General features: G+C 65.7%; 12 protein-coding genes. 7 read left to right on the forward strand and 5 right to left on the reverse strand.

The genetic code is table 11. The features are described from left to right. The 3 genes from VFP86_14095 to VFP86_14105 all read left to right on the forward strand — a co-directional run. On the forward strand, positions 1 to 1469 hold a 1469-nt coding region (locus VFP86_14095), incomplete at its 5' end, for an ABC transporter substrate-binding protein (GenBank protein ID HET9000766.1). A gap of 42 nt (positions 1470 to 1511) precedes the next feature. Beyond that, positions 1512 to 2477 carry an ABC transporter permease gene (locus tag VFP86_14100; protein HET9000767.1) on the forward strand — a complete coding sequence of 322 codons (966 nt, stop codon included), beginning with the start codon at positions 1512 to 1514 and terminating at the stop codon, positions 2475 to 2477. Next, the gene (locus tag VFP86_14105; protein ID HET9000768.1) at positions 2470 to 3564 is read left to right on the forward strand and encodes an ABC transporter permease; all 1095 of its coding nucleotides are present in this window, start codon (positions 2470 to 2472) and stop codon (positions 3562 to 3564) included. The genes VFP86_14100 and VFP86_14105 overlap by 8 nt, the downstream gene beginning before the upstream one ends. 23 nt (positions 3565 to 3587) lie before the next feature. On the opposite strand, the gene VFP86_14110 is transcribed toward VFP86_14105, so the two are convergent. Together VFP86_14110 and VFP86_14115 are read right to left on the reverse strand one after the other, a co-directional pair. Next, entirely contained in the window at positions 3588 to 5273 is a 1686-nt protein-coding gene (locus VFP86_14110) for a hydantoinase B/oxoprolinase family protein (GenBank protein HET9000769.1), read from the reverse strand. After that, a complete protein-coding gene (locus VFP86_14115; GenBank protein ID HET9000770.1) occupies positions 5270 to 7360 on the reverse strand; it encodes a hydantoinase/oxoprolinase family protein in 2091 nt (696 codons plus the stop codon). Before VFP86_14115 ends, VFP86_14110 begins: the two co-directional genes overlap by 4 nt. A 152-nt stretch (positions 7361 to 7512) precedes the next feature. On the opposite strand from VFP86_14115, the gene VFP86_14120 reads away from it, so the two are divergent. Genes VFP86_14120 through map form a run of 4 tightly spaced genes read left to right on the forward strand, consistent with a single transcriptional unit; the run spans position 7513 to position 11728 of the window. Beyond that, on the forward strand, positions 7513 to 9072 hold the full coding sequence (locus VFP86_14120; protein HET9000771.1) for an ABC transporter substrate-binding protein: 1560 nt from the start codon (positions 7513 to 7515) through the stop codon (positions 9070 to 9072). Positions 9073 to 9105: 33 nt separating this feature from the next. Continuing rightward, positions 9106 to 10047 (forward strand): ABC transporter permease, encoded by a 942-nt coding sequence (locus VFP86_14125; protein HET9000772.1) that lies wholly within the window; start codon positions 9106 to 9108, stop codon positions 10045 to 10047. Positions 10048 to 10054: 7 nt separating this feature from the next. Beyond that, on the forward strand, positions 10055 to 10942 hold the full coding sequence (locus VFP86_14130; GenBank protein HET9000773.1) for an ABC transporter permease: 888 nt from the start codon (positions 10055 to 10057) through the stop codon (positions 10940 to 10942). Positions 10943 to 10987: 45 nt separating this feature from the next. Then, positions 10988 to 11728, forward strand: coding sequence for a type I methionyl aminopeptidase (map, locus tag VFP86_14135; protein HET9000774.1), 741 nt, complete (start codon positions 10988 to 10990; stop codon positions 11726 to 11728). Positions 11729 to 11775: 47 nt separating this feature from the next. Here map and VFP86_14140 read toward each other — a convergent pair whose 3' ends face one another. Genes VFP86_14140 through VFP86_14150 form a run of 3 tightly spaced genes read right to left on the reverse strand, consistent with a single transcriptional unit; the run spans position 11776 to position 14100 of the window. Then, positions 11776 to 12261: a DinB family protein gene (locus VFP86_14140; GenBank protein ID HET9000775.1), complete on the reverse strand. Its 486-nt coding sequence runs from the start codon at positions 12259 to 12261 to the stop codon at positions 11776 to 11778. Beyond that, entirely contained in the window at positions 12258 to 13274 is a 1017-nt protein-coding gene (locus VFP86_14145) for a lyase (GenBank protein HET9000776.1), read from the reverse strand. The genes VFP86_14140 and VFP86_14145 overlap by 4 nt, the downstream gene beginning before the upstream one ends. Further along, entirely contained in the window at positions 13240 to 14100 is an 861-nt protein-coding gene (locus tag VFP86_14150) for a DNA-formamidopyrimidine glycosylase family protein (GenBank protein HET9000777.1), read from the reverse strand. Before VFP86_14150 ends, VFP86_14145 begins: the two co-directional genes overlap by 35 nt. Between the last annotated feature and the right edge of the window lie 51 nt (positions 14101 to 14151).

Genomic DNA, 14151 nt, shown 5'->3' on the forward strand with positions numbered 1-14151 from the left:
TGGCCGAGTCGTGGACCACGAGCCCGGACGGGAAGACCTGGACGTTCAGGCTGCGCAAAGGCATCCGGTTCCACGACGGCGTGGAGTTCACGGCAGACGACGTGGTTTTCAACATGGAGGCGGCGTTTACTCCGGGCGTTCAGACGAGCCGCCGCGACGTGCTCACGATCGCCGGCAAGCCCATCAAATGGCGGAAGATAGACGCCTACAGCGTTGAGTTCAAGACCGAGGAGCCGTTCGGGCCGTTTCTGCGGACGGTGACCTTTGGTATCCTGCCCAAACACAAGCTGGAGGCGGCGCTTGCGGCGGGCCCGGCAGAGTTCAACAAGACCTGGGGGGTGAACACGCCCCCGAGGGACATCGTGGGGACGGGGCCGTTTATCATGCAGTCGTACGTCCCCGGGGAGCGCATCGTCTTCCTTCGAAACCCCAAGTATTGGAAAGTGGACGCGGACGGGAACCGGCTCCCCTATCTCGCCCGTCACGTTCATATGATCGTTCCCAATCTCGACACGTCGCGGTTGAAGTTCCAGGCCGGTGAGACGGACGTCTACGCGGTGCGCCCTAAGGAGTTTGCGGAGTTCAAGGCCGGCGAAAAGTCCGGCAAGTACACCATCTATGAACCCGGCCCGGCGGCGGGAACGGAGTTTCTCGTCCTCAACCAGAACCCGCAAGGCGTCAAGCCCCCCAAGCTGACCTGGTTCTCAAACACCAGGTTCCGGCAGGCGATCTCCTACGCCATCGACCGGGGCGCGATCGCCAACCAGGTTTACGGTGGGCGGGCCCACCCACAGTTCGGCCCGGTGACTCCCGCCAACAAGTTCTTCTTTAACCCTAAGGTCATGCCGTATCCCTACGACCTGCGGCGGACGGAGGTGTTGCTGGCCGAAGCCGGGTTTAAGAAGGGGCCCGACGGCGCCCTCCGGGATGCCTCCGGTAATGTCGTGGAGTTTTCGCTGTCCACGAACAGCGAAAACACCGAGCGGGTCGCCATTGGCAATCTCGTCCGCCAGGACTTCGCCAAGCTAGGGATCAACGTCACCTTTGCCCCCGAGGCGTTCAACACGCTGGTCGGGAAGCTCACGGGGACGTTCAACTGGGAAGCGATCATCCTGGGCTTCACCGCGGGGCTCGATCCGCACACCGCCCAAAATATCTGGAAATCCACCGGGTCGCTCCACGAATGGCATCCCAAAGAAGAAAAGCCAGCCACGACGTGGGAAGCGGAGATCGACCGGCTCTTCGATCAGGCTGCAACGACGGTCGACCAAAACCGGCGGAAACTACTCTACGGCCGCTGGCAGGAGATCGTCGCCGAGCAGCAGCCGTTGATCTACTTCGTCAACACCCTGACCTCGACAGCGGCCCGGAATACGCTTGCCAATATCCGACCGTCCCCCTTCTCGTTCGGGGCGGGCGGAGTCGGATGGAACATCGAGCAGATCTTCTACACGGTCCCGTTCAGGTAGCCGGTCGCATGACGTCGTCCACGTAGCACCGGGGCCGGGCGGATGTGGCGCTACATCGCGCGCCGGGGCATCAACTTGATCCCCCTGCTGTTCGGAATCTCGCTCCTCTCGTTTATCGCCATCCAACTCTCGCCGGGGGATTTCCTCGCCGAGGTCCGTCTCAACCCCGTGGTCTCCCAACAGACGGTGGACGAGATGCGCCGCGACTTCGGTCTGGACCAACCGATCCATGTCCAATACGCGAAATGGCTGTGGCGGGTCCTTCACCTGGACTTCGGCTACTCCTTCGCCTTCCAGGTGCCTGTGATGTGGCTGATCAGGTCTCACCTGGTCAACACGCTGATCCTCAACATTGCCGCGCTTGCCATCGCCTGGCTGCTCGCCATTCCGATCGGGATCCACGCGGCGACGCGTCAGTACTCGGTGACGGACAACACTTTCTCCCTCGGCGCGTATCTTGGCATCTCGACCCCGACGTTTTTCTCGGGCCTGGTCTTGTTGTTTCTCGCTTTCAAGACCGGATGGTTGCCGATCGGGGGGATGACCGGCCTGGACTACGAGGACCTCCCCTGGTATGGAAAGACCCTGGACGTTGCGCGGCATCTGGTGATCCCTGCGTCGGTGCTTGGATTCGGCGCTGCGGCCGGGCTGATGCGGCAGATGCGCGGGAACCTCCTCGAGGTGCTGCGAGCGGACTTCGTGCGGACCGCCCGCGCCAAGGGGATGGGAGAGCGCCCGGTGATCTACAAGCACGCCGTCCGGAACGCCATCAACCCATTGATCACGATCTTCGGATTCGAGATCGGGCACCTGCTCTCGGGATCCGCGATTCTCGAGAACGTCGTCAGCTGGCCCGGGCTCGGACGGCTGATCCTGGAGTCGGTGGTTCGAAAGGACCTTTACGTCGTCATGGGGGCCCTGGTCATCGGCGGCACCACCCTGGTTGTCGGCAACCTCGTGGCCGACATCCTCCTTGTGCTCGCCGATCCCCGGATTCGGTATGACTGAGCAGGCTCCTCGGCGGAGCCGGAGCCCTCAGGCCCTGGCTTGGCGGCAACTACGCAAGCATCGTGTCGCCATGGCCGGCGGCGCGATCCTCCTGGCGCTCTATACGCTGGCGGTCTTCGCCGACGTCGTCGCCCCCTATTCCCTGGACTTCGCCGACCGGGAACATTTCTACCACCCCCCGCTCCTCCCTCGGTTTGTCGACGCCGAAGGGCGGCTTCATCTCCGCCCGTTCGTCTATGAAACGGTGACCGACAATCCCGGCCTGCGGACGTATCGGATCAATCGGGCACGGCTGTTCCAGGTGAAACTCCTCGCCCAAGGCGAACCCCACCACGTCCTCTGGGTGGTCCCAACGACCATCCATATGTTTGGTGTGGATCCGCCGGGGCGGATCTTCCTCTTGGGAACGGACCAGTTTGGTCGGGACGTGTTCAGCAGGATCCTCTACGGTTCCCGGGTGTCCCTCATTATCGGGCTCCTAGTGGTCTCGATCATCCTCCCGATCGGGATGGTCTACGGCGGGATCGCAGGCTACTACGGAGGCCGCATCGACAACGCCATGATGCGGATCGTCGAGGTGATCCTTGGGTTCCCTGCCTTCTATCTGCTGCTGACGCTGAGCGCGATCCTACCAACCAGGGTCGGCTGCACCACGCGGTTCTACTTGATCGTCGTGATCATCAGCTTCATCGGCTGGACCGGGCTCTCGCGGCTGATTCGGGGTATCGTGCTGCCGATGAAGGAGCAGGAGTTCATCCTGGCGGCCCGGGCGATCGGGGTGGGCGACCTCCGCATTCTCGTCCGACACATCCTTCCCAATACGACCTCGCTTGTCGTGGTCGTCGCTACGCTCAGTGTTCCCGGGTCGATCCTGGGCGAGTCTGGGTTGAGCTTTCTCGGATTCGGCGTGCGGGAACCCTGCGCCTCTTGGGGCAACCTGCTGTCGGCCGGGGCGAATCTCCCCAATCTCATCAACGCGCCGTGGCTGTTGGTGCCGGGCCTGTTCATCATTCTCACCGTCGTCGCGTACAATTTTCTCGGCGACGGGCTGCGCGACGCGCTCGACCCTCGCCTGCGTGTCGGGTAGCCCCGCCGCGGCGAGATCCGCCATCACGACCTCCTCACCCGTCCGCCGCGCCCCACCTTCACATCGTACGCGCTGGCGCCCTTCGGGCTGATGTATCCTTCAACAAGGTCGGCCTGGACGCGCTCCAGGGGCCGCTCACGCGGATCGCCGTATCCGCTTCCCCCCGCGATCTCGATCGTGGCCTCCTGGCTCCGATCCCGGAGCTCGGCCAGGCTGACCGTGGCGCCGCCTTCCACGATCTGCGCGCCGTCGCTAATATGAGCCCGGGCGAGGGCACCCGGCTGACCACCGAACAACCCGGGAGGTGCGACGAGCATCCCGGTGGGGTGGAGGTCGACGAGCGCGGTCCTGCCGTCGTCGACGAGCTTGCGGATCCGGACCCGCTGGCCTAGCCCGCCCCGGTGGCGCCCGGCGCCCCCAGAGTCCGCGATGAGCTCCTTGCACTCGACCACGAGCGGCGTCCGGCTCTCGAACATCTCCACCGAGACGTTGGCGGCCGACGTAGGGTAGAGCAACGCCGACTGCCCGTCGCCGTGCGCGCTGGCGCCCTGACCACCTCCTTGGAAGAGATGATCGTTGTACACCCGGCCGTCCGCGTCGACGCCATACGCTCCCATTCCCATCGGCAGGCCGGTAAACGCCTGCACGCGGTCCGCCAGAATCGGCGCCAGGGCCTTGAACACCCCCGGCCCGCAGTACCATCCGGTCTGCGTCCGTTGATTGACCGACGCGGGACGCCGGCAGTTGAGGACGGTCCCCTCGGGCACCGTGACGTGGAGCGGCCGGAAGCACCCGGCGTTGGACGGGATCTCCGGTGTGAGAATCGACTTCAGCACGTAGGTCGTGTGCGCGGCGGTGTAATGGTACGTGCAGTTGATGCCCCCTCGCGGCAGCTGCGGAGGCGCGCCGGTCCAGTCGACCGTCATCTCGTCGCCGTGAACCGTGACCGCGCACGGCAACGTGAGCGGCTCCCCCAGGCCGTCGAAGTGGACCTCGCTGCGGTAGACACCCTCGGGGAGCGCGCGGATCGCCTCCCGCATCGCCTGCTCCGCGCGCGCCTGTACGACGTGCGCGAGCGGCGTCAGCGACTCCAGCCCGTATTCGTCCATGAACGCCACGAGCCGGTCCGTGCCCACCTGATTGCTCGACACCTGGGCCTGGATGTCGCCGAGCACCATCTCGCCCCGGCGCACGTTGGCTCGGATCATGTCGACGAGATCCCGGTTGAGTTCGCCCCGGCGGTAGAGTTTGAGCGGCGGGATCTGCAGGCCCTCCTCGTAGATCTCGCGGGCGCTCATCGAGTCGCGGGTGCCGCCGATGTCGGAGCAGTGGGCGATGGACCCCACGAGCCCGACCAGGTCGCCGCGCCGGAACACCGGAGTGACGGCGGCCAGATCGTAGAGATGGCCGGCGCAGATCCACGGGTCGTTGGTGACGAGAACGTCGCCGGGCTCGAGGGTGTCCCGCGGGAACGCAGCCAGGAGGTGGCGCACCGCCAGCGGCAGGGTCAGGTTGAACACAGGCATCGACCGCGGGGAGTGCGCAATCGATTCGGCGTTGGGGTCGAACAGTTCGCAGCCAAAATCCTGCGCCTCGCCGATGATCAGGCTGAACGCGGTGCGCCAGATCGTGATCCAGCACTCCTCGGAAATATTGATCAAGCGGCTCCACATGATCTCGAGGGAGACCGGATCGAAGAGGCCGCTCATGACGCCACCGTGATCACGAGGTTGTGGTGCCCATCGACCGAAAGATGGTCCCCCGGCCCGACAACGGTCGTCGCCTCTCGCTCCTCGACGATCGCCGGGCCGTGGATCGCGGCCCCCGGCAGGAGCCGGTATCGGTCGTACACCGGCACCTCGACGAATCCCTCGGTCTCCGGAAAGTACGCCCGGCGCCTGCGCTTCAGCGCGGCGGTTGCATCCGCCCGCGGGTCGACGGGAGCTTCGTCGAGCCGCACACGCGGACGCGGCCCCGTCACAAGCACGCGCCAGTTGAGCACCTGGACCTGGCGGCCGGGGAGGTAGGCGCCGTAGAGGCGTCGGTATTCGCTCTCGAACCGGGCGGCCAGGGCGGGCACGACCGCCGGGGTCAGCCGTCCGGGTGGCACCGGCAGTTCGAGGTCGTGGAACTGGCCCGCAAGGCGCATCTCGGCCCGCCGCTCGCAGGAGATCTCGGCCGCCGGAGCCCCACCCTCGGCGAGCATCGCGCGGCCCTGCGCCTCCATCGACGTGTACAGCCGATCCACTCGGTCCCAATCCAATGTCTCGAGTTCGCCGGGGAGGGAGTGCACGAACTCGAAGCTGAGGGGCGTGACGAGAAACCCGAGGGCCGAGGCAGCCCCGGAGGCCGTCGGCACGATGACTTCGCTGAGGCCGAGGATGCGGGCCACCCGCGATGCGTGGGCCGGACCCGCGCCGCCGAACGCCAGCATCGCGTAGCGGCGCGGATCCTGCCCGCGTTCGATCATGTACACACGCGCCGCCGCGGCCATGTTTTCGCTGACGATCTGGTGGACTCCCCACGCCGCCGCCACCGCGTCGAGTCCAACCGCCGCCCCGAGGCGATCGAGCGCATCGATTGCCGCCTCGGGGTCGAGAGACATCGCCCCGCCGAGGAAGTACTGTGGATCAAAGTACCCGAGCGCCAGACAGGCGTCGGTCACCGTGGCGTCCCGCCCGCCTCGGCCGTAGCACGCCGGGCCCGGGGCCGCCCCCGCGCTCTGCGGACCCACCTTCATCAACCCGAGCATATCGATGCGCGCGATCGACCCCCCGCCGGCGCCGATTTCCATCATATCCACGACCGGTGCCTTGACGGGTAACCCTGAGCCGCGCTTGAACCGGTGCACCCGCGCCGCCTCGATCATCGGCGCGATCTCCGGCCGGCCTCCTCGCACCAAGCAGATCTTCGCGGTCGTCCCGCCCATGTCGAATGCGACGAGGTCACGCCGTCCGAGCCGCTCCCCAAAGAATGCGGTCACGAGCGCGCCCCCCGCGGGGCCGGACTCGAGGAGCCGGATCGGAAACCGCCGCGCGGTCTCCCCCGTGGCCGTGCCTCCCGACGACTGCATCAGATAGAATCGTCCGGCGAACCCCCGCTCCGCCAGGGCGGTCTCCAACCGCCCCAGGTAGCGGTCCACCAGCGGCTGCACATACGCGTTGCACACCGTCGTGCACGTGCGTTCCCACTCACGTATCTCCGGCACGATGTCGCTCGATAAGGAGACGCCGAGGTCGGGGCACGCCTCGCGGACCGCCGCAAGCGCGGCCTGTTCATGCGCCGGGTTCTTGTAGGCGTGGAGCAGCGAGATGGCAACCGACTCCACCCCCTGGGCCCTGAGCCCGCGCGCCGCCTCGCGCACGCGCGCCGGGTCGAGCGGAGTGAGGACCTCGCCGTCGCGGCTCATCCGTTCGTCGAGTTCCACCCTCCAGCGTCGCGGCACGAGCGGTGGCGGGAACTGAAGGAACAGATCGTAGATGTCGTACCGTTGCTCCTTGCCCATCTCCAGGATATCCCGGAAACCTCGGGTCGTGAGCAGCGCTGTGGGCGCCCCGGTCCGCTCGATGATCGCATTCGTCACGAGGGTGGTCCCGTGGACCAACGTTCCCACATCGCCGAGACGGATGCCGGCGTCGCGGCAGAGCTCCGCGAGTCCGGCAAGCGCTCCCTCCGCCGGATCGGGAGAGGTCGTCAGGACCTTGTGCAAATGGATCCTACCCGACGCGTCGTCGAGGAGCACAAAGTCGGTGAAGGTACCGCCGATGTCGAACCCAATCCGGTAACGGCTCGCCATGATCATCGATTCTTTACACCAATTACGGGATGGATAGCATGTGGGTCCTGCCAGGTCCGCCGCCGCCGCTCGGACCGCCCTGGCGCAGGAACGCTCTCCCCGGCCCCCGAACGTAACCGCCCACCAAGAGCATCGTGAGGGGGGATGGGGGTATGGTCCAGAGGAGATCGCTTCGGGCCCTGGTCGCCGGAGGGGGCATCCTCGCGCTCGTGGGCGTGCTGATCTTTTCCTCGTCGGCCGCTCCGCGGCGGGGAGGCACCCTTCGGGTCGCGGAGATCGGTGAGCCGCTCACGATGGACACGGTTGCGACAACGGCAACCCAAACCTCGAACATTACGCACGCCGTGTTTGAGGAGTTGCTCGCCTTCGATGCCAACTGGCGGGTGCAGCCCCTCCTCGCGGAGTCGTTCACCAAGAGCCAGGACGGCCTCACCTACACGTTCAAGCTGCGCAAGAACGTCCAGTTTCACAATGGCAAGGAGATGACGTCCGAGGACGTGGTGGCCTCTCTCAACCGATGGGGAAAGATGAGCCCTCGGGGGGTCGTCGCCTACAAGAACGTGGAATCCGCGGCCGGACCCGACAAGTACACTGTCGTCGTGAAACTCAAGGAGGCATTCGCCCCGTTCCCCATCTTCCTCGGGTACCCGAACGGCGCGGCGGCGATCATGCCCAAGGAAACTGTCGACGCGGCCGGCGCCGGCCCGCTTAAGCAGTACATTGGCACAGGCCCGTACAAGTTCGTCGAATGGATCCCAGACCGCCACGTAAAGCTCTCCCGTTTTGACAACTATGCGGCCAGGTCGGAGGCCTCAAGTCTCTATGCCGGTAAGCGGGAGGCGCTCGCGGATGACGTCTACTTTTACCCAGTGGCCCAGGTGGCCACCCGCGCCGCAGGCGTGCAGAGCGGCGACTACGATATCGCCGATAATACTCCGAATCAGGACGCGTACAGCCAGTTCAAGAAGGATCCTCGGGTGGTCGTGGAGCCGATCAGGCCCGGAACCTTTCTGACCTTCTTCTTTAATAAGAAGCAGGGGATCATGACCAATGAGAAGCTGCGCCAGGCGGTCGAGGTGGCGCTGGACATGCAGCCTATTATGAAAGCCTCCTTCGGTGACCCGGCGCTCTTCTCGCTGGGGCCCAGCATCTATCCCCAGGGGACCCCCTACTACACGACGGCCGGGAGCGAATGGTATAACGTCCACGACACCGCCAAAGCCAAACAATTGATGAAGGAAGCAGGATACAACGGCGAGCCGATCCGCTGGCTGACGACACAGCAGTACGACTACATGTTCAAGAGCACGGTCGTCGCCGCCGCGCAGTTGCAGCACGCGGGCTTCAAGGTGGACATGCAGGTCCTGGAGTGGGCGGGCGTGCTCGACCATCGGGGCAAGCCGGCGGACTACGATTTATTTACGACCTCGCATGGGTTCGTGGCGGATCCGGCCCTCATCACCGTGTTCAGCTCCGCCTACCCGGGGTGGTGGGACTCTCCCGAGAAGAACCAAATGTTCAGCCAGTTTAACCAGACAACCGACCAAGGGGCGCGGGTCAAGCTCTGGAGCAACCTGCAGACATTATGGTACAAGCAGGTCCCGCTGGTGCGCCCGGGCGAGTTCTACACCCTGTACATGTGGACGAAGTCCTTGCAGGGGTTCCACCCCTCCGACTTCATCGTCGTCTGGAACGTGCAGCCGGTCAAGTAGGGACCGGTCGGAGAGGCGCGTGCGGCCTGACTGATGCTGTCGTACCTCACCGGCCGGGTGCTGGCCCTTGTCCCGGTTCTCTTGGTCGTCGCGGTCGTGGTGTTTCTGCTGATCCACGTCACGCCGGGCGACCCCGCGCGGGTGCTCCTGGGACAGGATGCTACCCCCGAACAGGTACAGAATCTCAGGCACGAGATGGGACTCGACCGGCCCTTGGGTGTGCAGTTCATCCTCTGGCTGGGCCGCGCGTTTCACGGGGACCTGGGGATCTCGTTATTCCAGCGCATCCCCGTGACCGCAGACATCATCCAGCACGCCGGGCCCACGGTGACGCTCTCGCTGATGGCGATCACTGTTTCGCTGCTGATCGGGATCCCCGCAGGGGTGATCTCGGCCGTGTTCCGGGACTCGTGGCTGGACCAGGGAAGCCTAGCCCTGGCGATGCTCGGCGCGGCGGTGCCGAGCTTCTGGTTGGGCCTGTCGCTGATCGTCGTCTTCGCGGTCAATCTCGGTTGGTTGCCGTCGTCCGGTTATCGGGCGCCGGCCGAGGGGTTCGGCCTCAGCCTTCACTATCTGCTCCTGCCGGCGCTGGCGCTCGGCCTCCCCAACTCGTCGCTGATCATCCGCTTCACCCGGAGTAGCCTGCTCGACGTGATCGGCAACGATTACATTCGGACCGCCCGCGCCAAAGGCGTGAGCGAGCGCGGGGTTATTTTTCACCACGCCTTTCGCAACGCGCTCGTCCCGATCCTGACGGTCGTGGGGCTCACCTTCGCGGCTCTGATGGGCGGAGCGGTCGTGACCGAGACGGTCTTCAGCCTTCCCGGCGTCGGGCAGCTGGTGGTCTCCTCGGTCTTGCGGCGGGACTATCCCGTGATTCAAGGGGTCATCTTGATGGTCGCGACGGTGTACGTCATCATCAATCTCGTGGTGGATCTGCTGTACTTCCTCGTGGATCCGCGTGTGAAGTACTAACCCTGAGATGGCTGAGCGCGCCCTTCCCTCCCCACGAGTCATTGCCGGAACGCGGCCGGGCATCGGCACGCTGCTCTGGCGCATGGTGCGGCGACGCCGGATCACCGGTATCGGGGGCGCCCTGATCCTCCTCGCCGTGGTGGCTGCCCTGGCGGCGCCTCTGCTCTCCTCCTACGATCCTAACGCGCTCAACGTGACCGACCGGCTCCTCCCGCCGGGGCAGTCGCATCCGTTTGGGACGGACGAGTTCGGCCGCGACATCCTGAGCCGGACGCTGTACGGGGCTCGATTGTCGCTGCTGGTCGGCGCGCTGGTCACGCTGCTCGCCACGACCGCCGGGATCATCATCGGCCTGACGGCCGGCGCGAGCCCGAAGGCGGATCGCATTCTGATGCGGATCATGGACGGCGTGATGGCATTTCCCGACATCCTGCTCGCCATCGCGCTGATGGCTTCGCTGGGGCCGAGTGTTCGAAACGTCGTCCTCTCGCTCGGGTTCGTCTACACCCCGCGGGTCGCGCGCGTCGTTCGCGCCGCCGTCCTCGTGGTCATTCGGTTGGAGTACGTGGAGGCGGCCCGCGCCGTGGGCGCGTCCGGCGCGCGGGTCCTGGCCCGACACATCCTGGTCAACTGCGCCTCTCCCGTCATCGTCCAAGCCACCTTCATCACGGCGTATGCGATGCTGGGCGAGGCCGCGCTCAGCTTCCTCGGCGTAGGCGTTCCGCCGCAGGTCCCGACTTGGGGCGGGATTATCGCCGCCGGGCAGGTGTATCTCCGGCAGGCGTCGTGGATCAGCATCTTCCCCGGCATCGCCATCATCCTGAGCGTCCTCGCGCTCAACCTGATCGGTGACGGGTTGCGAGACTTTCTTGACCCCCGACTCCGGCACGCCTAGAATCACAGGAGACATTTCGCATTGGCGAAGCGATAGGAGCATCCCATGTCCATCACATCCCCGGCCGAATTAGCCGGGCTCCGCTCCATCGGGAGGATCGTGCGGAAGGCCCTCGACGCGATGGCTGCCGCAGTACGGCCCGGCATGACCACCGCAGAGTTGGATGACATTGGTGGCCGTGTCTTGGCCGAACATGGTGCGGAGTCGGCCCCGCCCAAAGTCTACGGTTTCCCGGGCGCGGTGTGCATCAGCCTCAATGATGAGGCGGTACACGGGATCCCCGGGGATCGGGTCCTCCGGCCCGGGGATCTCGTGAAGCTCGACTTGGTGGCGGAAAAGCACGGCTTCCTGGCGGATGCCGCCGTTACCGTGGGGGTTGGAGAAATGACGGACACAGCCACGGCCCTGGTGCGATGCGCGGAGCGCGCCTTTCGGCAGGCGGCCAAGGTGGCGCGGGTCGGGTTCCGGGTCGACGACATCGGTCGTGCGGTACAACGGGAAGTGACCCGGGGCGGCTTCCGCGTGATGCCCGCGTTTGGCGGCCACGGAGTCGGCCGCACGATCCACGAACCCCCTACCATCCCTAACTACCCTGACCCGCTGTGCCGGGAGCGGCTGACGGAAGGCTTGGTCATCACAATCGAACCGATCATTTCGGCGGGCACGGGCCGTGGCACGCCGCAGATGGACGGATGGACCGTCAGGACCGCCGACGGCAGTCTCTCCGCTCACTACGAACACACCGTGGTCATCACGAAGGACGAGCCGATTATGCTCACTGTCTGAGTTCGCAAGGCGAATCGTAACGCCGCGAAACTGTCACGCCGTGATGCCTATTGTCCCATACGGTGCCGCCGGTACAACTTCCGGGTCAGGAAGATCTGGCCCGCATGGTAGGATTCATGCGCGGCCGCGCCCAGCAGCAACTGCGCCAGCGGGTACCTGGCGCCCCGCGGCTCATAAAGATCATCCGGATCGAGGGCGATCACCGCGGCTCGTAACCCTCGGTGCAAGGCCGCAAGGTCGGCCGTCGCCTTGCGAAGATCGGCAGACGTCCGGCCCGGCGCGGGCCACGCCTGGCGCGCCTTGGTCCGTGCCCCCTGAATGCGCCGCAAGATATACCGCTTCCAGTATCCCACGTGGTTGATCTGCTCCCACACTGAATGGCCGCCCGGAGGTGTCCACAGAGCCTCGTCGACGCTGAGGTTCCTGGTCGCGACGGCGAGGCCGGCATGCGCCCAGTTTCTCCGCCTCGTCGTATCCTGCAAAAACCCAAGGATTACGGCGCGCATCGCAAGCCCCGATTCCTCGCGCCTCACCGCCGCCTCCAGACCACCAACTTGTCGACGCCGGACTCGGCCCCCCACACCTCACCCGGCCGGCCGAGGAGCTGACGAACGGTCGCCCCCTCCGTGGGGAATGGAAATGCCTCGAATGTTTGCCGCACAGGATCGAACCGGACGAGGGCATTCGCGCCCCAGTCGCTGAGCCAGACCATATCCTGCTCGTCGACGTAGACCGCGTACGGCATCGGCCGTTGGCCGGGCAGGCGCCACTCCTTCCACTGGTTTGTCCCCGGATCGTACAGCGCCAGGTTGCCGGCGTTCCACTCGCTCACCCAGATCCGGCCTCGCGAGTCCGACCACACGCGTCGGGCGCCCTGGTTCGCGCTCGGGGGCTGCAGCGCCGTGGCCGCACCCGTCTTCATGTCGATGCGGCCGACGTAGCTGCTGGCCAAAGAAGCGAAGTAGATCGCCCCCTGCGGCGTGACCGTCATCCCGTACGCGCCTGGGCCGCGAGGAGCGTCCCAGACCTCGACGCGACCGGTTGAAGGCGTGACCCTGCCGTAGACGCCGCTCTGGCCCGTGAACCAGAGCGTCCCTTCATGGTCGAACGCTGCGGTATTGAGGTTGACCGACGCCCGCCCCGCCGGGAGCGGAAACCGGCGGATCTCCTCGTTGGCCGGCGACACCCGCACGATCGCGTTAAGGCCACCATCGGTAATCCACGGCGCGCCATCCGGTCCGACGATGACGCCGTGTGGAGCCGACCCCTCGCCGAGCTTGATGTGCAGGGTTTTGCCGGTCGAAGGATCGAGCCGCCCCAACGCTCCCGCCGTCTGGGCCGTGTACCAGACGCCCCCATCCGAAGCCGGCGCGACGTCGTGTGGGTGCGATCCGGGCGGAACCCGGTACTCGCGTAGGGCGGCCGGCGCCCCCTGCGCCAGAGACGCACGGTCACTCAATCCGCCGCCGACGGCGATGGCCAGCACCGCGAGGATCGCTGCGACACGAGCCTCACTTGAATAACCTCGATCGCCTCCGATCCGCATATACCCTCCCTCCCGCTTGACACGTAGGGCAGTAATACGTCTCCCGGTTCTCGTAGTAGATCACGGCAATCGGCGTGCCGCACCGAGGGCACGGCTCTTTGCCGTGCCGGTGAACCCGCAATAGATGGACCGGCTCTCGCATCGGGAGAATGCCGGTGAATTCCTTCCGATGCGCCGCGATGGCTCCCTCCAAGACCTCCCTGATCGCGTGATGCAGTCGCGCCACCTGCTCGTCGGTGAGCGCATCGGTCATCGTTTGCGGCGACAACCGAGCCGCCCAGAGGATCTCGTCTGAGAACGCGTTCCCGATCCCGACCACGTAGCGCTGGAGCGTCAGAAAGCGCTTGAGGTGCATCCGCGCCTCGCCAAGTAGCGCGGCCAGGGCATCCCGCGTGAACGCCGCTGACAGCGGCTCGATCCCGAGGCCCGCCAGGGCCTCGCCTCCGGCCTCCCGCCCAGCCGGGACCACCCACACCGACGCGGCTTTTTTCGGTCCTATCTCGATCAACCGGAGATCGCTTCCGCCGCTCAGTTCGAACGTGATCGCGAGATCCTTGGCCGTCCGGGCCTTCCCTCGAGGGAGGACCTGCAGCCGGCCGTTGCGCCGGAGGTGCATCACCATGACGAGCCCATCGGTCAAGTGAAACACAAGGAGTTTACCGCGGCGGTGAACGCTCATGATGCGGCGCCCTGTGAGGCTGGTGATCGGGGGGTCGGCGGTCTTGAGGACGTACACGCTCCGGACGATGACGTCCTCGATCGCGCGCCCTTCCACCAGCGGCCGCAGATTCTCGACCAGTACCGTCACAAATGGCAACTCGGGCATCTCGCTTGTGTATGCGCCGTACGCGTACGATTCCCCTACCGCGCGGTCTGC

The sequence above is a fragment of the bacterium genome, from assembly GCA_035703895.1.
GTDB lineage: Bacteria > Sysuimicrobiota > Sysuimicrobiia > Sysuimicrobiales > Segetimicrobiaceae > Segetimicrobium.

Excerpts from the sequence above, each read along its gene's own strand:
- VFP86_14100 (HET9000767.1), top strand. The coding sequence starts at position 1,512 with ATGTGGCGCTACATCGCGCGCCGGGGCATCAACTTGATCCCCCTGCTG.
- VFP86_14105 (HET9000768.1), top strand. The coding sequence starts at position 2,470 with ATGACTGAGCAGGCTCCTCGGCGGAGCCGGAGCCCTCAGGCCCTGGCT.
- VFP86_14110 (HET9000769.1), bottom strand. The coding sequence starts at position 5,273 with ATGAGCGGCCTCTTCGATCCGGTCTCCCTCGAGATCATGTGGAGCCGC.
- VFP86_14115 (HET9000770.1), bottom strand. The coding sequence starts at position 7,360 with ATGGCGAGCCGTTACCGGATTGGGTTCGACATCGGCGGTACCTTCACC.
- VFP86_14120 (HET9000771.1), top strand. The coding sequence starts at position 7,513 with ATGGTCCAGAGGAGATCGCTTCGGGCCCTGGTCGCCGGAGGGGGCATC.
- VFP86_14125 (HET9000772.1), top strand. The coding sequence starts at position 9,106 with ATGCTGTCGTACCTCACCGGCCGGGTGCTGGCCCTTGTCCCGGTTCTC.
- VFP86_14130 (HET9000773.1), top strand. The coding sequence starts at position 10,055 with ATGGCTGAGCGCGCCCTTCCCTCCCCACGAGTCATTGCCGGAACGCGG.
- map (HET9000774.1), top strand. The coding sequence starts at position 10,988 with ATGTCCATCACATCCCCGGCCGAATTAGCCGGGCTCCGCTCCATCGGG.
- VFP86_14145 (HET9000776.1), bottom strand. The coding sequence starts at position 13,274 with ATGCGGATCGGAGGCGATCGAGGTTATTCAAGTGAGGCTCGTGTCGCA.
- VFP86_14150 (HET9000777.1), bottom strand. The coding sequence starts at position 14,100 with ATGCCCGAGTTGCCATTTGTGACGGTACTGGTCGAGAATCTGCGGCCG.